The organism is Pseudomonas sp. 300 (genome assembly GCF_055803035.1).
In genome coordinates this window covers 2,581,887-2,600,202 of sequence record NZ_JAVLRV010000002.1, presented here as the reverse complement: position 1 = coordinate 2,600,202, position 18,316 = coordinate 2,581,887, and the positions used below count along the sequence as shown (strand labels likewise).

At 58.8% G+C, this 18,316-nt stretch carries 16 protein-coding genes; 11 read left to right on the top strand and 5 right to left on the bottom strand.

The genetic code is table 11. The features are described 5' to 3' along the window. Positions 1 to 519: 519 nt before the first annotated feature. Complete coding sequence (locus Q7W83_RS18220) at positions 520 to 1,716, bottom strand: hypothetical protein (RefSeq protein ID WP_473656431.1); 1,197 nt, start codon at positions 1,714 to 1,716, stop codon at positions 520 to 522. A gap of 434 nt (positions 1,717 to 2,150) precedes the next feature. Next, positions 2,151 to 2,801 carry a Wzz/FepE/Etk N-terminal domain-containing protein gene (locus Q7W83_RS18215; protein WP_473656430.1) on the bottom strand — a complete coding sequence of 217 codons (651 nt, stop codon included), beginning with the start codon at positions 2,799 to 2,801 and terminating at the stop codon, positions 2,151 to 2,153. Positions 2,802 to 3,147: 346 nt separating this feature from the next. On the opposite strand from Q7W83_RS18215, the gene Q7W83_RS18210 reads away from it, so the two are divergent. The 3 genes from Q7W83_RS18210 (at position 3,148) to fabF (ending at position 5,791) form a co-directional block, all read left to right on the top strand. Then, a complete protein-coding gene (locus Q7W83_RS18210) occupies positions 3,148 to 3,483 on the top strand; it encodes a ComEA family DNA-binding protein (RefSeq protein ID WP_473656429.1) in 336 nt (111 codons plus the stop codon). A gap of 206 nt (positions 3,484 to 3,689) precedes the next feature. Continuing rightward, positions 3,690 to 4,484, top strand: coding sequence for an SDR family NAD(P)-dependent oxidoreductase (locus tag Q7W83_RS18205; RefSeq protein WP_473656428.1), 795 nt, complete (start codon positions 3,690 to 3,692; stop codon positions 4,482 to 4,484). A 32-nt stretch (positions 4,485 to 4,516) separates the two neighbouring features. Beyond that, entirely contained in the window at positions 4,517 to 5,791 is a 1,275-nt protein-coding gene (fabF, locus tag Q7W83_RS18200) for a beta-ketoacyl-ACP synthase II (RefSeq protein WP_473656427.1), read from the top strand. Here the strand turns inward: fabF and Q7W83_RS18195 are convergent. Next, the gene (locus Q7W83_RS18195; protein ID WP_150630117.1) at positions 5,788 to 6,345 is read right to left on the bottom strand and encodes a TetR/AcrR family transcriptional regulator; all 558 of its coding nucleotides are present in this window, start codon (positions 6,343 to 6,345) and stop codon (positions 5,788 to 5,790) included. The two genes, fabF and Q7W83_RS18195, sit on opposite strands and share 4 nt — an antisense overlap. Positions 6,346 to 6,521: 176 nt before the next feature. Here Q7W83_RS18195 and Q7W83_RS18190 point away from each other — a divergent pair, with 176 nt between their 5' ends. Then, on the top strand, positions 6,522 to 7,172 hold the full coding sequence (locus Q7W83_RS18190) for a GntR family transcriptional regulator (RefSeq protein WP_473656426.1): 651 nt from the start codon (positions 6,522 to 6,524) through the stop codon (positions 7,170 to 7,172). Positions 7,173 to 7,187: 15 nt separating this feature from the next. After that, the gene (locus Q7W83_RS18185; RefSeq protein WP_150630115.1) at positions 7,188 to 8,039 is read left to right on the top strand and encodes an urea carboxylase-associated family protein; all 852 of its coding nucleotides are present in this window, start codon (positions 7,188 to 7,190) and stop codon (positions 8,037 to 8,039) included. A 45-nt stretch (positions 8,040 to 8,084) separates the two neighbouring features. Here the strand turns inward: Q7W83_RS18185 and Q7W83_RS18180 are convergent, their stop codons facing one another. Together Q7W83_RS18180 and eat are read right to left on the bottom strand one after the other, a co-directional pair. Further along, positions 8,085 to 8,252 carry a DUF2897 family protein gene (locus tag Q7W83_RS18180; protein WP_017337332.1) on the bottom strand — a complete coding sequence of 56 codons (168 nt, stop codon included), beginning with the start codon at positions 8,250 to 8,252 and terminating at the stop codon, positions 8,085 to 8,087. 124 nt (positions 8,253 to 8,376) lie between these two features. Continuing rightward, positions 8,377 to 9,741, bottom strand: coding sequence for an ethanolamine permease (gene eat / locus Q7W83_RS18175; RefSeq protein ID WP_473656425.1), 1,365 nt, complete (start codon positions 9,739 to 9,741; stop codon positions 8,377 to 8,379). Between the two features lie 405 nt (positions 9,742 to 10,146). On the opposite strand from eat, the gene kdpF reads away from it, so the two are divergent. The 6 genes from kdpF to Q7W83_RS18145 all read left to right on the top strand — a co-directional run bounded on the left by kdpF (position 10,147) and on the right by Q7W83_RS18145 (position 18,247). Beyond that, positions 10,147 to 10,236, top strand: a complete 90-nt coding sequence (gene kdpF / locus Q7W83_RS18170) for a K(+)-transporting ATPase subunit F (protein WP_007899818.1) — start codon at positions 10,147 to 10,149, stop codon at positions 10,234 to 10,236. 8 nt (positions 10,237 to 10,244) lie between these two features. Beyond that, positions 10,245 to 11,939, top strand: coding sequence for a potassium-transporting ATPase subunit KdpA (gene kdpA / locus Q7W83_RS18165; RefSeq protein WP_150630113.1), 1,695 nt, complete (start codon positions 10,245 to 10,247; stop codon positions 11,937 to 11,939). A gap of 10 nt (positions 11,940 to 11,949) precedes the next feature. After that, a complete protein-coding gene (gene kdpB, locus Q7W83_RS18160; protein WP_150637818.1) occupies positions 11,950 to 14,007 on the top strand; it encodes a potassium-transporting ATPase subunit KdpB in 2,058 nt (685 codons plus the stop codon). A gap of 161 nt (positions 14,008 to 14,168) precedes the next feature. Beyond that, a complete protein-coding gene (kdpC, locus tag Q7W83_RS18155) occupies positions 14,169 to 14,714 on the top strand; it encodes a potassium-transporting ATPase subunit KdpC (protein WP_150630111.1) in 546 nt (181 codons plus the stop codon). A 133-nt stretch (positions 14,715 to 14,847) separates the two neighbouring features. Beyond that, positions 14,848 to 17,499, top strand: coding sequence for a sensor histidine kinase (locus Q7W83_RS18150; RefSeq protein WP_150653026.1), 2,652 nt, complete (start codon positions 14,848 to 14,850; stop codon positions 17,497 to 17,499). A gap of 49 nt (positions 17,500 to 17,548) precedes the next feature. Then, positions 17,549 to 18,247, top strand: coding sequence for a response regulator (locus Q7W83_RS18145; RefSeq protein ID WP_150630109.1), 699 nt, complete (start codon positions 17,549 to 17,551; stop codon positions 18,245 to 18,247). Positions 18,248 to 18,316 lie beyond the last annotated feature (69 nt).

Genomic DNA, 18,316 nt, shown 5'->3' with positions numbered 1-18,316 from the left:
CAAAGCGCTGAGCTAATCCCGAATGCTGTGCTCCCGATTTCTATCCGGAGCCAGCACCTCATGATGCGACTCGACGCCGCAGACGAAGTCATCGTCTTATCCGTTCAGGAACTGAACTGGTTACTCGACCTTTTTGATTTGTGACGCAACCGTCCCCATCAGGCTTTAACTCCAGGATTCTTGGTATTTCAGTGCCGCGAACACTATCAGCCACTGCTGAATCTGATCCGCGACGGATTCTGGAAAGCCCGGTAATTGCCTGCGATGAACTCATGTCCAGATGCTTGAAGAACCTGATCTAGGCCAGGCCAGCCGATTTTGGATCGCAGGCACAGTCGGTGGCCGACTCCGTGGAACTACTCGCCGGAAATGCCAACTATCAACTTGCCATGGAAATGCATGGAAGACCGATCATTGATCGGTCTTTTGCTGTCGGCCAGCTCAACACCAAATTAGTGCTATTACCGGGGGCGTGGGCTGACTGAGTTCTTTAGAAGTCAGGTCGGTGCTTTTAAATGGCTAACTTTGTGCTGTTTCGATGGAGGAAAGGTTGGACTTTCTCGTCAGCTTAAGTGCCACGCAGGCAAGTCCCCATGCCAGTGCAGGGTAGGGCCAGGCAATCGCTTTGGATGCAATAATGCCGACAGTGCTAACTATAGAGGCGTATATCAGGATTTCGACCTGTCTGTTCTGTTTGGCAACTCTTACTTGTTTTAATCCAACAAAAAGTGCCATCAACGTCAAATAGCAATACGCCATGAACGCAAATATTCCATACTGCTGCAGTACTGATAACGCATTATGGACGTAAGCTCCCGTTGTTCCATACTCCCTCACCTGACCCAAATAATCTCCCAAGATAGGGCTTTCAATTATTCCTGGTATGGCGCTTTGCAAAAGCAAAAGCCTTTCGTTGCCGCCGGATACAAGAGAGGCGTAACGAGCATTAACTCCAAAGTAAAGTAGAATAATTAAGATGGCAGGAATTGATGCGATTGCAATGGCTAGTGTAGGTCTGAAGCCGTAGTTGATGTAGACATAAAAAGGAATTATCGACAATATCAGAAAGAACTCGGTCCTTGAGCCGATAAAATACAGGGTGGCCAGCGATAGCGTTAATGTCAGGCTCTTGAGAAGCCTGCTTTTTATAAAGACACATAAAGTGGTTGTATAAACGACTGCGCCCGCAAGGCTTTGGTACGAGGCAATGGTGTTCGTCGATGGATCAACCTCTCGTGGCAGCCATATCGTGTTGTTGATTGGGCTATAGTAGAGGTAAGTGAAAAAAGCAAATCCCATGAAGCAAAGTATCAGTGATAAGGTAAATATTCTGCTGGTTGTAATGCTAATGCGAGATCCAATAGTGTATAGACCAATTAAAAGGACGATGTTTTCCAGGCTCCATCTCATTCCATCAGATGTGATATAGCTTCCTGTATTTATTGCGTGGTTTATCAACGTTGCTGCGATTATGTAGATAAAAAATGCGGTCGCCGGCACTGATATGATGGCAGAGCTCAAATTTACTTTTTGTTTTCCACTCAGCACATATAGGCCTGTTTTCGCCGATGTGAGTAGTATTGTAAAGACGATAAAAATACCAAACCAACCGACGTACGAAGCATACCCTTCACTGTGTGCAACATGGAAAAAGAAATAGCCAGGAAATAGCAGTAGCAAATATAACTTGAATAAGCCTGGAAATTTAAAGTTCATTGTCTGTCCATTTATGGTTTTGCTCTACCGCCGGATTCACTTTAGGGCACCGTTGTCTGTCATGTTGGGGGCTAAAGATTAACTACCTTAACTCAGTTTTAGCCGCGGTGTAGCCTAGAATTTTCGCCTCTCCAGCGAGCATTGATCTGCTCGATTTTTTTCGGCAGCCAGTCCAGTCATTTGATGGCCGGACAAGGTATCGAAGTCGAACTGTGGGCCAGAAGTTTCTCATGATAAGCGACTCTCTCCTGAAGCTTCTTGCGAAATCCTGACCCTTGCTACAAACCTGTTAATACCAATCTGGGTTTCTCTCAGTAGCCGCCGATAGTGCCTGTTCTTCAAGGTAGTATGCGTTTCTCCGTTTACGATGGCTGAAAGGTTCTCCGGTTGACTTTCTACTTTTCATACAGAAAACACAAGAGAGGTTTTTCCTTTTAGACTAGCGGCTTGATATATTTATTAAAAAGCTCTTTGGACAGAACCAATGTGCAGCCGATGAATAATCCAGCGATGATCCCAAGAAGTATGAAAACTTTCAGACTGTGCTGGACTTTGGCTGTGCTGATGGTGCCCAATTCGCCTAGCGAGTTGAACGCTTTAACTTTTTTGTTTTCTGCAAGTTCTGGAAGGTTAAGTGCTATTGCTTCGGCATTGGCCGCTACCAACCGAGATTTAAGTTGAGATCTCGCCAAGTCCTCAGTGTCGGATACTACGGATACTGTATAAATATTACTTCCCTTGACCGGGTCTGCCACGTTGACGCCTTTGACCGCTAACACACCAACAGCCGTAGAGAACGTTTCTTTTTTGATGGCTTTATATACACCGTTTTGTCCAAATCCATAACGATTAAATTCAGGGGACTGGACTTGCAAGTCTATTTCTTTAAAGAAATCATAAAGCGATGGAGGCGAAATATGGGTCGTGGCCACCCATTGGACGGGCAGAGTTGAATACCATACAGTCGCTAGAATCGCACAGATTGATGTGAATATTAGAATGTGCCATTTTTTTTTCCAAAGAGGAATAATGATGGCTGTTAGATCTATCTCATCACTATTGGTTGTGGCTTTTGCATTGTTCACACTCAAATCCTTTATCTTTTATGTATTTTTACGAGTTGGTTGTACGTCGACGGCGATATTACTCTAGAAGTCGCTCAAAATCATCAGGGCTCTCAGGTCTCTCGCGTAGTAAGTTGCGCTGGACACCGTTCTTGTGGTGGCGAGCGTCACTGGAGCTGTCAGTGGAACGAGTTCGGGCAGATGCCACTGACTGCATAAGCAAGCGGTGGATAGCTGGACCCACCGTGATCCTGATTGTTTCACATCCTGTAACGGACGTGTTTTTGACAAGCTTCAGGCATCGCCTAAGTTTGGGAGGCAGCTTCGGAAAAGCTGCTATCCCAATCGATGTCATGGAGTGTCATCTATGCGTACCGGCTATTTCAGTTCCCTGCTATTTGCTCTGCTCGCCAGCGGTTCTATCGTTGCTTTTGCGGCCCCGGCCGTGAAAACCGAGGTGTCTGCCGCCCCAGTGGCTGTGGAGATCTCTACTCAATCACAATCTGGCCGAATCAATCTCAACGGCGCTGATGCATCAACCTTGCAACGAGAGTTGTCCGGCATCGGGGAGGCCAAGGCCAAGGCGATTGTTGCGTATCGTGAAAGTAATGGGTCGTTTGCGTCGGTAGACGAGCTGCTCGAAGTGAAGGGAATCGGCAAAGCCATTCTGGATAAGAACCGCGAAAAGCTTGAGGTGAACTAAGCTTGTAATTCAGCGCCATGGGCCGGTCATTGACCGGCCTTTTTGCATTCTGGCGTACGTGGCGATTTAGCGCCTTCCGTCGATGGGCGAAAAATTACGGCTGTCATATTGTGATTGAATTATGCCTATAATAAATTCGTCGTTCGGCTTGGCGCTGTGAAGCGCAGGCGCTTTTCTTTCCCTTGTGCATTTCCAGGAGCACTGTCATGAATTCTGTCCAGGTCCAAGGTACGGCTCTCGTTACCGGTGCTTCTTCCGGCATTGGCGCGATTTACGCTGAGCGGTTGGCGGCGCGTGGTTTTGATTTGTTGCTGGTCGCTCGCGACGAGCCGCGTCTTGAGGCCGCGGCGAGCAAGTTGCGCACCGAGCACGGCATTCAGGTCGAGGTGCTCAAGGCCGACCTGACTCAAAAAGACGACGTGTTGAAACTTGAGCAGCGCCTTCGCAGCGATTCGAGTATCAGCCTGCTGCTGAACAACGCGGGTGTCGCGTCTGATGGCTTGCTGGCCAACGCCGATTTGGACCAGGTTGAACGCTTGATTCAATTGAACGTGACGACGGTCACGCGCCTGGCTTCGGCGGCGGCCGCCAGTTTTGCCAAAGCCGGCCGGGGCACGATCATCAACATTGCCTCGGTGGTGGCGCTGTTTCCCGAGCGTTTCAATGCAACCTACAGCGCCAGCAAGGCTTATGTGTTAAGTCTGACCCAGTCGTTGAACGCCGAGCTCGATGGCACCGGTGTCAAAGTACAAGCCGTGTTGCCCGGCGTAACACGCACGGAAATCTGGGAGCGCTCCGGTGTCGACGCGACCCAGATTCCGGCGGACATGGTGATGGAGGCGGGGGAGATGGTCGATGCGGCGTTGTCCGGTCTCGACCAGGGTGAACTGATCACCATTCCTTCGTTGCCCGATGCTTCCGAATGGGATGCGTTTGTCGCGGCGCGTCATGTGATGGCGCCGAATCTTTCCAAAAGCAAGGCCGCTTCGCGTTACAAGTGAGGCACCTTCCATTGGCTTGAGGTAGTTGCGGTATGAGTGAACGTCGAGTGGTTGTAACGGGCATGGGTTTGGTTTCGCCGCTGGGTAGCGGGGTCGAAGCGGTCTGGGCGCGCCTGTTGGCCGGGCGTTCCGGGTTGCGCAGTTTGCCGGACGACGTCGTGGCTGATCTGCCGGCCAAGGTCGGTGGCGCAGTGCCGACGCTGGCCGAAGATGCCGAGGCGGGTTTTGATCCGGTTCGTGCGACGCCACCCAAAGAGCAGAAGAAGATGGACCGTTTCATACTGTTCGCCATGGAAGCGGCGCGTCAGGCAATCGAGCAGGCCGGTTGGCAGGCGCAAACCGCTGATGCTCAGGAGCGCACGGCTACCATTATCGGTTCAGGCGTCGGCGGTTTCGGCGCGATTGCCGATGCGGTGCGCACCACCGACAGTCGTGGCCCGCGGCGATTGTCGCCTTTCACCATTCCCTCGTTTCTGGTCAACCTAGCCGCGGGCCATGTGTCGATTCAGCATGGTTTCAAAGGTCCACTGGGTGCTCCCGTAACGGCGTGTGCGGCCGGGGTTCAGGCGATTGGCGATGCGGCGCGGCTGATTCGTTGTGGCGAAGCGGATATTGCGGTGTGCGGCGGCGCGGAAGCGGCGATCGATCGGGTCAGCCTTGCCGGGTTCGCCGCTGCTCGCGCCTTGTCCAGCGGTTTCAACGACACCCCGGAACGTGCTTCGCGCCCATTCGACCGTGATCGCGATGGTTTCGTCATGGGAGAGGGCGCGGGTCTTTTGGTGATCGAATCCCTGGAGCATGCACTGGCCCGTGGCGCGCAACCGCTGGCGGAACTGGTCGGGTACGGCACCAGCGCTGACGCCTATCACCTGACCGCCGGCCCCGAAGATGGCAGCGGTGCGCGACGCGCGATGTCACTGGCGCTGGCTCAGGCGGGGATTGCTGCCGCACAGGTGCAGCATCTCAATGCTCACGCGACCTCGACGCCAGTTGGAGATCTGGGAGAGTTGGCGGCCATCAAATCGTTGTTCGGCACGGATAACAAGATTGCGGTCACGTCGACCAAGTCGGCCACCGGGCATTTACTCGGCGCAGCGGGCGGGATCGAGGCGATCTTCACGCTGTTGGCGATCCGTGATCAGATCGTGCCGGCCACCCTCAATCTGGATAACCCGGATCCGGCCGCGCAAGGTGTGGACATCGTCCATGGTCAGGCGCGGCCAATGGCGATCGAGTACGCGCTGTCCAATGGCTTCGGGTTCGGCGGGGTCAATGCCAGCGTACTCTTCAAGCGCTGGGAGGGTTAATCCCGGGGCTTTTTGAGAAACTCGCGTGTGACGTCGAGAATCCGCTGGGCCAGATCGGCGCTCTCGACACTGCGCGACAGCAGTAGCGCCCCGACCATTGCGGACATGATGAAGATACTCTGGTCGGCGGCACCCTCGCCTTCAAGGGTGCCTTGTATTTGTTCGAGCCGTGCATTGAGCACCTCATCGGAGGTCGGACTTGGCTGTCCGCGCATGCCGAGTTCCGATGACATGGTCGGCAGCGGGCACCCTTCATGGGGCGAAGTCTGGTGCCATTCGGACAAATACGCGTCAATGAACGCCTCCAGTGGGCGCTCCTGAGCGAACAGCTCAGCGCAGACGATCTCCACCTCGGCGCCTGCGGCCTGCAGGGCTTTCTCTACCAGTTCATCCTTGGATTTGAAATGCGAGTAGAAGCCGCCGTGAGTCAAACCCAGCGCTTTCATCAGCGGCTGCAAGCCGGTCGCGCCAATACCGTCGCGGCGAAATCGCGCTGAGGCTTCCTTGATGATGCGTTGGTGGGTCTGGGCTTTGTGGTCTTGCGAGTAACGCATCGGGAGTCTCCGCAACAATGCGCCATCTTAACCAATGGGAATGGGATGGTGACTGTACTTCTACTTCTAAAAAGCATGCAGATGCGTCCAACTTCTTCATAGCATTGCGAAGGAACTGGCACGGATAGTGATTACTCATTAGCGGACGATTGTTGAACAATCATGAGGCAATAAGTATGAGCGGACTGTCCCTGGCCGACCACATTACCCTGGAGTTGCGCGCCGACATCATCGGCGGGCGTTTGCTGCCCGGTATGGCGTTGGTGGAAAACGATCTGGTGTCAGCCTACAACGCCTCCCGCAACACCATTCGCGAAGCCTTGCATCGCCTGGGGCAGGAAGGTCTGACCCGCTATGTACGCAACAAAGGCGTGATGGTGCGTCGCCTGGGCGTGGACGATGTGCGGGATCTGTTCAATGTTCGCCGCACGCTGGAGTTGCAGGCCATCAGCGCCAGTCGGCCGCTGCGCGATTATCAGTCCGACCGGATGCTCCAGGCCCTGGAAGCCACTCAACTGGCCCGGGAGCGCGAGGACTGGCGTGCCGTGGGCACGCACAGTCTGGCGTTTCATCAACACATCGTCGGGTTGCTGCGTAGCCCGTTGTTCGATGAGTTCTTCACCAATGTCGTTGCGCAACTGCGCCTGGTGTTTTGCTCCGCACCCGATGAGTCACGGTTTCAGGCACCGTGGCTGGCGCGCGACCGGCAGATCCACGAGCTATTGGCCGAGGGCGACAAACGCGCCGCCGAGGACGCCATGAGCCTTTATCTTGACGACTCCGAACACCTTCTCTTGCAAATGCTTGCCCCTTCTTCCCCTCACTGATCGAGGATTCGTGCCATGTACAAAGACTATCCGGCGGCCTACCAAGTCAGCAAAGGTTCAGCCTTGCAGGTGGACAAAGCCTTCTATGAAAAGATCCGGGATACACAGGAGGGGCGCACGCTGATCGAGCAGTTCGAAGTGCCGATCCGCACCGGCCGCGCCTGGAACGTCCCGGCCGGGCATGTGTTTCGTGTGACCACGCCGGTCGGCCCGCAAGTCGGGGATTTCAATGTCTGGAATGCCAACGATCCGCGCGAACGCTTGTGGGCGTCGCGCACGCGGCAGTTGCAGGGGGCACATGTCAGCACTCACGACCGGCTCTGGTCGAACCTGCCATTCTTGCGGCCGCTGGTGACCATCACCGATGACAGCCTGGCCGGCTACGGCATCGACGAACATGGCGGACGCCTGCACGACTTGCTCGGCACCCGCTGCGATCCCTATGTGAACAAAATGCTCACCGGCGAAGACTTTCACCATCACTGCCATTCCAACCTGACTCGCGCGGTATTGCCCCACGGCTTAACCGAATTCGACGTGCATGATGTGCTGAACATTTTCCAATGCACCGGGCTCAACCACGACGACATGTACTTCATGAAAGCCTGTCCGGCGCAGAAGGGCGATTACCTGGAGTTCTTTGCCGAGATCGATTTGTTGTGTGCACTCTCGACCTGTCCGGGTGGCGATCTGTCGCTGGCCATGTGGGGGCCGGACGCGCAGGACCCGCTGAGCGTGTGTCGCCCGCTCGGGGTAGAGATTTACAAACTGGAGGATTCGTTGCTCGAAGGCTGGAGCCAGCCTGAGCGAGCGGCATACAAAGGGCTGCATGGCTTGCACATCGCCAAGGCCGAATGGGAACAGTAGAAACGCCAAACCCTGTCATTCGATGAGAATGACAGGGTTTTTGTTTTAGCGGTCCTGCGCATCCTTGGCGTCCGCTTGCGCGTTGCGCTCAGCGACGCGTTTACGTTGCTCATCGGTCAGTTCGACCTTGTTGGCGGTGTCACGCAACATCATCAAACCGCCAACGATCGAGCCGATTGCAACGACCAGAATCAACCAGGCATACCAGGGCATAGGGCTCTCCTTGAGGGCAGGCCGATTGGCGGGTTTCGCCAATCGATCGTGCATACCACTTTGAGCGATTCAGCTTCGCACTGGTTCCATTCTATGCCTGATATGCCAGCAGCACCGCGACTGTTTAAAGCCCGGTCAACATCGCGTCCGCTGGTGCATCGGCGCGCAATTGCGCGGTCAACATGAAGTACACGAAACCCACCGCCATGAAGCCGAGGAAAATCAAGCCGATCAGCGTATTGAACCAGGCCATCGCCACCAGGCACACCACGGCCAGTAACAGCGCAATGAACGGCACCAGCGGGTAGCACGGCGCGCGGAACGTGCGCTCCAGGTTCGGCTCGGTTTTACGCAGTTTGAACAGGCTGAGCATGCTCATGATGTACATCACGATCGCGCCAAATACCGCCATGGTGATCATCGCGGCGGTCAGCGTCATGCCGCCGAGGTTGATCAAACCGTCGCTGTAGATTGCCGCGATGCCGATCACACCGCCGGCGATGATTGCCCGGTGTGGCGTCTGGAACCGTGAGAGTTTGGCCAGCGACGCCGGCAGGTAACCGGCACGGGCGAGGGCGAAGAACTGCCGCGAGTAGCCGAGGATGATCCCGTGGAAACTCGCCACCAGGCCGAACAGGCCGATCCACACCAGCATGTGCAACCAGCCGGAGCTTTCGCCGACCACGGTTTTCATCGCTTGCGGCAGCGGGTCGTTGATGTTCGACAGGGTGCGCCAGTCGCCGACGCCGCCGGCAAAGAACATCACGCCCATGGCCAACAACACCAGGGTCAAAATCCCGCTGATGTACGCCTTGGGAATCGTGCGTTTCGGGTCCTTGGCTTCTTCGGCGGCCATGGCCGCGCCTTCGATTGCGAGGAAAAACCAGATGGCAAATGGAATCGCCGCGAACATCCCGGTAATCGCCGGTGCGCCGAACACATCGGAACCGGCCCAGCCATTCAGCGCGAAGTTGCTGAAACTGAACGCCGGCGCAACAACGCCCATGAACACCAGCAATTCAGCCACCGCGAGTACACAGACCACCAGCTCGAAGGTGGCCGCCAGTTTCACGCCGAGGATGTTCAGGCCCATGAACACGATGTAGGCGCCGACCGCTGCGTGTTTCGGATCAAGTGCCGGGAACTGCACGTTCAAGTACGCGCCAATGGCCAGTGCAATGGCGGGTGGGGCGAAGACGAATTCGATCAGCGTCGCCAGCCCGGCGATCAGTCCGCCTTTCTCGCCAAAGGCGCGGCGGCTGTAGGCGAAGGGACCGCCTGCGTGGGGAATGGCAGTGGTCAGTTCGGTGAAACTGAAGATGAAGCAGGTGTACATGGTGGCGACCATAAAGGACGTCACCAGAAAACCGAGTGTGCCCGCCACGCCCCAGCCGTAACTCCAGCCGAAATACTCACCGGAAATCACCAGCCCGACCGCGATGCCCCACAGGTGCAGCGTGCCCAGCGTGGGTTTGAGTTGTGTGTTCATGCGTTTGCTCCCTGAACGGTTTGGAAAGCTCGGGGAGGGCGTGTGCAGCGGGCGTGCCAGTGGGGTGATGGCAGTCGTAAAGCGTAAAAAGGTGTCGTATCGGGGATGTTAGCTGCTGGATGCATGCATTTTTGTGCGCCAGTTGAGGGCGCGGTTGTCAGTTCTGCCGCCATCGCGAGCAGGCTCGCTCCCACATTGGACTGCGGTGGCCCAAACAACATCAAACCCCTGTGGGAGCTAGCCTGCTAGCGATGGGGCCCGCCCAGACAACGCTGTAACAAAGCCATAAACCCACTCTTTACGCTTTCTTTATGCACAGCCAACACCCTCGACCTCGCTCCTTTACAGCCTTCCTTCCGACAATGGCTCCACACGCGGCAATACGCCGTAACACGGAGAACTTCCATGAGCGTTCTGGACGGGGTGTCACTGCTATTGGCAGTGGGGCTGTTCATTTATCTGTTGGTTGCGCTGTTGCGCGCGGACCGGAACTAGGAGCGGCTATGCACAGTTATGACTATTGGCTGGTCCTCGCGTTTTTCGCGGTGGTATTGGTCCCGGCACCGTTTCTTGGGCGGTTCTACTACAAGGTCATGGAGGGGCAGCGCACCTGGCTGACACCGATCCTGGGACCGGTGGAGCGTGGTTGTTATCGGGTGGCCGGCGTTGATCCGCAGGCCGAACAGAGCTGGCAGAAATACACCCTGGCCTTGCTCGCCTTCAACCTTGCGGGCTTCTTGCTGTTGTTCGCGATCCTGTTGTTCCAGGATCACTTGCCGCTCAACCCGCAAAACCTGCCGGGTCAGGAGTGGACGCTGGCGTTCAACACCGCCGTCAGTTTCATGACCAACACCAACTGGCAGGCCTACAGCGGCGAAGCCTCGCTGAGCTACCTGAGTCAGATGGCCGGCCTTACCGTGCAGAACTTCGTCAGCGCCGCCACCGGCCTCGCTGTGCTGGTTGCGCTGTGCCGCGGTATCGGTCGCAAATCGACCAAGACCCTTGGCAACTTCTGGGTCGACATGACCCGCGCCACCCTCTACGGCTTGTTGCCGCTGTGCCTGCTGCTGGCGCTGTATCTGGTCTGGCAGGGCGTGCCACAAACCTTCGCGCAGTACGTGAATGCCGTGACGATGCAAGGCGTCGATCAGGTGATCCCGCTCGGCCCGGCCGCCAGCCAGATTGCGATCAAGCAACTGGGCACCAACGGCGGTGGCTTCTTCGGCGTCAACTCGGCGCACCCGTTCGAGAACCCGACGGCGTGGAGCAACTTGTTCGAAGTTTCCTCGATCATCCTGATCCCCGCCGCCCTGGTGTTCACCTTCGGCCATTACGTGAAGGACCTGCGTCAGAGCCGCGCAATCATCGCCTGCATGCTGGCGTTGTTCCTGATCGGCGGCGCCACCTCGTTGTGGGCGGAAAACCAACCGAACCCTGGCCTGAACAACGTCGCCGTCGAACAGACTGCGCCGCTGGAAGGCAAGGAAGCGCGCTTTGGCACCACCGCCACCGTGCTGTGGTCGGTGACCACTACCGCAGCGTCCAACGGTTCGGTCAACGGCATGCATGACAGCCTCAACCCGCTGAGCGGCATGGTCGCGCTGGTCAACATGATGGTCGGCGAAGTGATCTTCGGCGGCGTCGGCGCCGGGCTCTACGGCATGTTGCTTAACGTGCTGATCGCGGTGTTCCTCGCCGGCCTGATGATCGGTCGTACACCGGAATACCTCGGCAAGAAACTGCAGGCCAAGGAAGTGCAATTGCTGGTGGTGACCTTGCTGGTGATGCCGGTCGGCGTGCTGGTGCTCAGTGCGATTGCCGCCAGCCTGCCAGGTCCGGTGGCCTCGGTAACCAACCCCGGTGCCCACGGTTTCAGCCAGTTGCTTTATGCCTATACGTCGGCCGGCGCGAACAATGGTTCGGCGTTCGGCGGTTTCGGCGCCAACACACCGTTTCACAACCTGATGCTCGGTTTTGGCATGTTGATCGGTCGCTTCGGTTACATCCTCCCGGTACTGGCCCTGGCCGGCAGCCTGGCGATGAAGAAAACCGCACCGATTGGCCAGAACAGCTTCCCGACGCATGGCCCGCTGTTCGTGACATTGCTGACCGTGACCATTTTGCTGGTGGGTGGTTTGACCTTCTTGCCGACGCTGGCGCTGGGTCCAATCGCTGAACACTTGAGCATGGGCTTCTGAGGATCTGATGATGAATTTGCCCGCAACTAAACCCGTCGCCGTGAAGGCGCCGGAGCAACCGAAAACCGCGATCTCGGCCCTGTGGCGCCCGGCGCTGGTGCAAGCCTTCGTCAAGCTCGATCCGCGGCAATTGCAGCGTGCGCCGGTGATGCTGGTGGTCGAACTGACCGCCGTGCTGACCACCGTGTTGTGCTTCATTCCCGACAGCGCCGTGCCGACCTTTGTCGCTGCACAAATCGCACTGTGGCTGTGGTTCACCGTGCTCTTCGCCAACTTCGCCGAAGCCCTGGCCGAAGGCCGCGGCAAGGCCCGCGCCGACAGCCTCAAGGCCGGCAGCGAAGGTTTGAGTGCGCGCCGCAAAACCAGCAATGGCGCCTTTCAAGTGGTGCCGGCGACCAGCCTGCGCAAGGGCGATGTGGTGCGCGTCGAAGCCGGGGAAATGATTCCCGGTGACGGCGAAGTCATCGAAGGCATCGCGGCAGTTAACGAGGCGGCGATTACCGGTGAATCCGCACCGGTGATCCGCGAATCCGGCGGCGACCGTTCGGCCGTCACCGGCAACACTCGCCTGGTCTCCGACTGGCTGCTGGTGCGCATCACCGCCAACCCTGGCGAGTCGACACTGGACCGCATGATCGCGCTGGTCGAAGGCGCCAAACGCCAGAAAACCCCGAACGAAGTGGCGCTCGACATCCTGCTGATCGGCCTCACGCTGATCTTCCTGCTGGTGGTCGTCACCCTGCAACCGTTCGCCCACTTCGCCAACGGCAGCCTGCCGCTGGTGTTCCTGGTGGCGTTACTGGTCACGCTGATTCCGACCACCATCGGCGGTTTGCTCTCGGCCATCGGTATCGCCGGGATGGACCGTCTGGTGCGCCTGAACGTGATCGCCAAATCCGGCCGCGCCGTGGAAGCGGCGGGGGACGTGCATGTCCTGCTGCTGGACAAGACCGGCACCATCACCTTTGGTAACCGTCGTTGCACCGCGGTGTATACCGCACCGGGGGTGAACGCCAAGGAGCTGGCCGAGGGCGCGCTGTTCGCTTCGCTGGCCGATGACACGGCGGAAGGTAAATCCATCGTCGAGTACCTGCGGGGCCTGCATCCGCAGCCTGAGCCAAGCACCGAGCTCTTGACCGCCGTACCGTTCAGCGCTGAAACCCGTCTGTCCGGCGTTGACTATCAGGGCCGCGTGTATCGCAAAGGCGCAGTGGATTCGCTGTTGGCGTTCGTCGGCCTGAAACGCGCCGATCTCGCACCTGCTCTGTCCCGTGAAATCGACAAGATTGCCCAGAGCGGCGGCACGCCATTGCTGGTCTGCGTCGACGGTAAATTGCTCGGTGCGATCCACCTCAAGGACGTGGTCAAACCCGGCATCCGCGAACGTTTTGCCGAGCTGCGCAAACTGGGGATTCGCACCGTCATGGTGACCGGCGACAACCCGCTGACCGCAGCAGCGATTGCGGCCGAAGCGGGTGTGGACGACGTGCTGGCCGAAGCCACGCCGGAGAAAAAACTGGCGCGTATTCGTCATGAGCAGAATGACGGTCGTCTGGTCGCCATGTGCGGCGACGGCGCCAACGACGCCCCGGCCCTGGCCCAGGCGGACGTCGGTATGGCGATGAACGATGGCACGCAAGCGGCGCGCGAAGCGGCGAACATGGTCGACCTCGACAGCGACCCGACCAAGCTGCTGGACGTGGTGCAGATCGGCAAGGAATTGCTGGTGACCCGCGGTGCGCTGACGACCTTTTCCATTGCCAACGACGTGGCCAAATACTTCGCGATTCTGCCGGCGCTGTTTGCCTCGATCTACCCGCAATTGGGCGTGCTCAACGTCATGCACTTGACCAGCCCGCAGAGCGCGATTCTGTCGGCGATTGTGTTCAACGCCTTGATCATTGTGGTGCTGATTCCACTGGCGTTGCGCGGCGTGCGGGTGCAGGCGGCGAGTGCGGCGGCGTTGCTGCGTCGCAATCTGCTGATCTATGGGCTGGGCGGGATTCTGGTGCCGTTTGTGGGCATCAAGGCGATCGACATGCTGTTGACGGCGTTGCATCTGGTTTGACCCTGGCGAGCGCTGCGCGCTCGATCGCCGGCAAGCCGGCTCCTACGGTGTACGCGAGTGTCACGAACGTCTCCGCCCCGTAGGAGCAAGCTTGCTCGCGATGAACACACCACGGTCCACCTGACCAAACGCAGTTTTTCACCGAATTCGAGGATTTTGAAATGTCCACAATGATACGTCCGGCCCTGAGCCTGCTGGTCCTGATGACGCTGATCACCGGCGTCGCTTACCCGTTAGTGGTCACCGGTGTCGCGCAGGTCGCGTTTCCGGATCAGGCCAATGGCAGCCTTGTGCGCGACGCCGACGGCAAAGTCCGCGGCTCCTCGCTGATTGCCCAGGATTTCACCGGTGACGCGTGGTTCCATCCACGGCCATCTGCCGGCGCTTTCGCCACGGTGTCGAGTGGCGCCAGCAACCTCTCGCCAAGCAACCCGGCACTGGCCACTCGGGTGATCGACGATGCCAACAAACTGTTGGTGCCGGGTCAGGGACCGGTACCGTTGGCGCTGTTGACCACTTCGGGCAGCGGGCTTGATCCACACTTGCCACCGGCGGCAATTGCCTATCAACTGGCGCGAGTTGCGGCGGCGCGGAATCTGCCGGTGGCGACGCTCCAGAACCTGTTGGATGCGCACATCGAGCAGCCGTTGGTGGGGCCGCCGGTGGTGAATGTGTTGGCGCTGAACATGGCGTTGGAAAAACTGTAGATCGGTGGTGGCGTCAATCGCTGGCAGGCTAGCTCCCACAGGTGAGTGCTGACTTCTTGTGGGCGCTAGCCTGCTAGCGATGGCGGCAGAACAATCCACCCCATCAACCTCTGAAAAAAAGAGATATCAAAGCATGAGTGACTCCGGCCGCGCCGACGCGCTGTTAGCAGACCTGCCCCGCGATGGCCGTGGCCGGCTCAAGGTTTTCCTCGGCGCCGCGCCCGGTGTCGGCAAGACCTTCGCCATGCTGCAAGCCGCCCATACCCAACAGCGCCAGGGCGTGAAACTCATCGCCGGCGTGGTCGAAACCCATGGCCGTGCCGAAACCGAAGCGCTGCTCGGCGGCTTGCCGCAGCAACCCCTGGTGCGCTCGGAATACCGTGGCGTGACCCTCGAAGAAATGGACCTCGACGGCTTGCTCGCCGCCAAGCCGAAACTGGTGCTGGTGGACGAACTGGCCCACACCAATGCACCGGGCAGTCGTCACGCCAAACGCTGGCAAGACATCCAGGAACTGCTCGCCGCCGGCATCGACGTGTACACCACGGTCAACGTTCAGCACCTGGAGAGCCTCAATGATCAGGTGCGCGGTATCACCGGCGTGCAGGTCCGCGAAACCCTGCCGGACTGGGTGCTGCAAGAAGCCTATGAACTGCTGCTGATCGACTTGCCCCCACGGGAGCTGCTTGAGCGTTTGCGTGACGGCAAAGTCTATGTGCCGGAGCAGGCGCGGGCGGCCATCGATGCGTACTTCTCCCAGACCAACCTCACCGCCCTGCGTGAGCTGGCGATGCAAACTGCTGCAGCTCAGGTCGATAACGACCTGACCCAGGGGTATCGTCAGCTCGGCCAGGCCGCACCGACGGTGCGCGGCCGTTTGCTGGTTGGCGTCGATGGTGATGCCCAGGCCGAGCGTCTGGTGCGTCACGCCAGCCGCGTCGCTCAGCGCAGGCATCTGCCGTGGAGTCTGGTGCATGTGGATACCGGCAGCGTGCGTGATGAGCAATCACGCCTGCGTTTGCAAAGTGCCCAGCAACTGGCCGAACGCCTCGGGGGTGAAGTGGTATTGCTGCGGGCCGGTGAGGTGGCGAAAACCCTGATTCAGCACGCCACTGAACGACGCGCCAGCCTGGTCCTGGTCGGCCGGTCCCGGCAGCGATTGCGCCGTCGGCTGTTCGGTGGCGGCTTGGCCGAGCGTTTGTTGCGCCATGCGCGCGGGCTGGAAATCAACGTCATCGACAACGATCACGAACAGGACCCACCAAGACAACGTCCCGCACAGTCGCTGGTGTGGTTCGACTATGCGCTGGCGCTGGTCGCAACCGTGCTCGCCAGTGCGCTGGCCTGGGCGGTGGCGAGTGTCTTGCCGCTGCCCAATATTTCACTGGTGTTCCTCGCCGCCGTGTTGCTGGTGGCGGTGCGCAGCAGCCTCGGCCCAGCGCTGGCCTGTGCCGCGCTGTCCTTCCTGACTTACGATTTCCTGTTCATTCCACCGAATTTTTCCTTCAGCATCCAGCGCGAAGAAGACGTGTTGACCTTGCTGTTCTTCCTGTTGATGGCCGCGCTCACCGGCAACCTCGCGGCGCGTCAGCGGCGGCAATTGCAGGCCTTGCGCGACACCCAGGAGGAAACCACCGAACTGCTCGACCTTTCGCGCAAACTGACGGCTGCCACTGACCGTCAGGCCGTGGTCAATGCCGCCGCTCATCACCTCGAGGGCTGGAGCGATCTGCAATTGTGCCTGCTCAATCGCGATGGCCAGAGCGGCTGGAAAGTCGAAACCGGTGGCCCGCTGGAGCTTTCCGAAGCCGAACGCGCCGCCGCCGATTGGGCCTGGCAACACGATCAACCCGCGGGCGCGGGCACCGGCACGTTGCCGTTCGGGCGTTGGTGGTGGTGGCCGCTGTCGGTGGAAGACGGGCCGCTGGCGCTGCTCGGCGTCTGTGCCAAAGAAGGGCAGACCTTGAGCGGTCAGCGTCGACGGTTACTGACCGCGCTGAGTCAGCCGCTGGCCCAGGCGCTGGCGCGTGCGCAGTTGGCCGAAGACCTGGAAGCGGCGCGGCTGCACGGCGAAACCGAGCAACTGCGCAGTGCCTTATTGGCCTCGGTGTCCCACGATTTGCGTACACCGCTGACCTCCATGCGCGGCAGCATCGACAGCCTGTTGGCGCTCGGCGAAGCCATCCCGCTGGAGGATCGCCGGGAACTGCTCGAAGGCACCCGCGATGAAGCCGAACGCCTTGATCGCTATATTCAAAACCTGCTGGACATGACCCGTCTCGGCCACGGCGCGTTGAAGCTGGCGCGGGACTGGGTGTCGCCGGCCGACATCGTGGGCAGCTCGCTCAATCGCCTGCGCGCGGTGCTGGCGCCATTGCAGGTCAGCACTGACGTACCTGCGGAGCTGCCGCTGCTCTACGTTCACGCCGCGCTGATCGAACAGGCGCTGGTCAACGTGCTGGAAAACGCTGCACGGTTTTCACCGGTGCATGGGCGTTTGCAATTGCGCGCCGGCGCGGATGAAAACGAGCTGTTCTTCTCGGTCAGCGATGAAGGCCCGGGGATTCCGGAGGAGGAGCGGGCGAAGATTTTCGACATGTTCTACACCGCCGCGCGGGGGGATCGTGGCGGGCAGGGCACGGGGCTGGGACTGGCGATCTGTCAGGGCATGGTCGGTGCACACGGCGGGCGAATCAGCGTCGGCGAGGGTATCGAAGGGCGTGGCACTTGCATCACCCTTCATTTGCCGTTGCAGGAGCAGCCTGCGTTTGAAAGTGAGCGCTGACAGTGAAGCCTGATACCCTTTGGAATTCTCCATGCCACGATCAGAAATAATGAGCCAGACCGCGACCATTTTGGTCATCGACGACGAACCGCAGATCCGTAAATTCCTGCGCATCAGCCTCGCTTCCCAAGGCTATAAAGTACTGGAGGCCGGCACCGGAACGGAAGGTCTGGCACAGGCCGCGTTGAACAAACCGGACCTGCTGGTGCTCGACCTCGGCCTGCCGGACATGGACGGCCAGCAAGTGCTGCGCGAATTTCGCGAATGGTCGACGGTGCCGGTGCTGGTGCTGTCGGTGCGTGCCAGCGAAGGGCAGAAAGTCGAAGCACTGGATGGCGGCGCCAATGACTACGTGACCAAACCGTTCGGCATTCAGGAGTTTCTGGCGCGGGTGCGTGCCCTGTTGCGACAGGCGCCGGTGGGCGAGGCTCAACAAGCGGCGCTGGCGTTCGGCCCGTTGACTGTGGACCTGGCCTATCGCCGGGTGCTGCTCGACGGTGTCGAAGTGGCGTTGACCCGCAAGGAGTACGCGGTGCTGGCGCAACTGGCGCGGCATCCGGGGCGGGTGATCACCCAGCAGCAATTGCTCAAGGATATCTGGGGGCCGACCCATACCGAAGACAGCCACTATTTGCGGATTGTGGTTGGGCATTTGCGGCAGAAGCTGGCGGATGATCCGATGCAGCCGAGGTTTATCGTGACCGAGGCGGGGGTTGGGTATCGGTTGTTGAGTGAGGGTGGGCTTTAGTATTTGTGTTGCCTGATCCAGCCCCATCGCTGGCAAGCCAACTCCCACAGGTGTTGAGGTGATCACAGT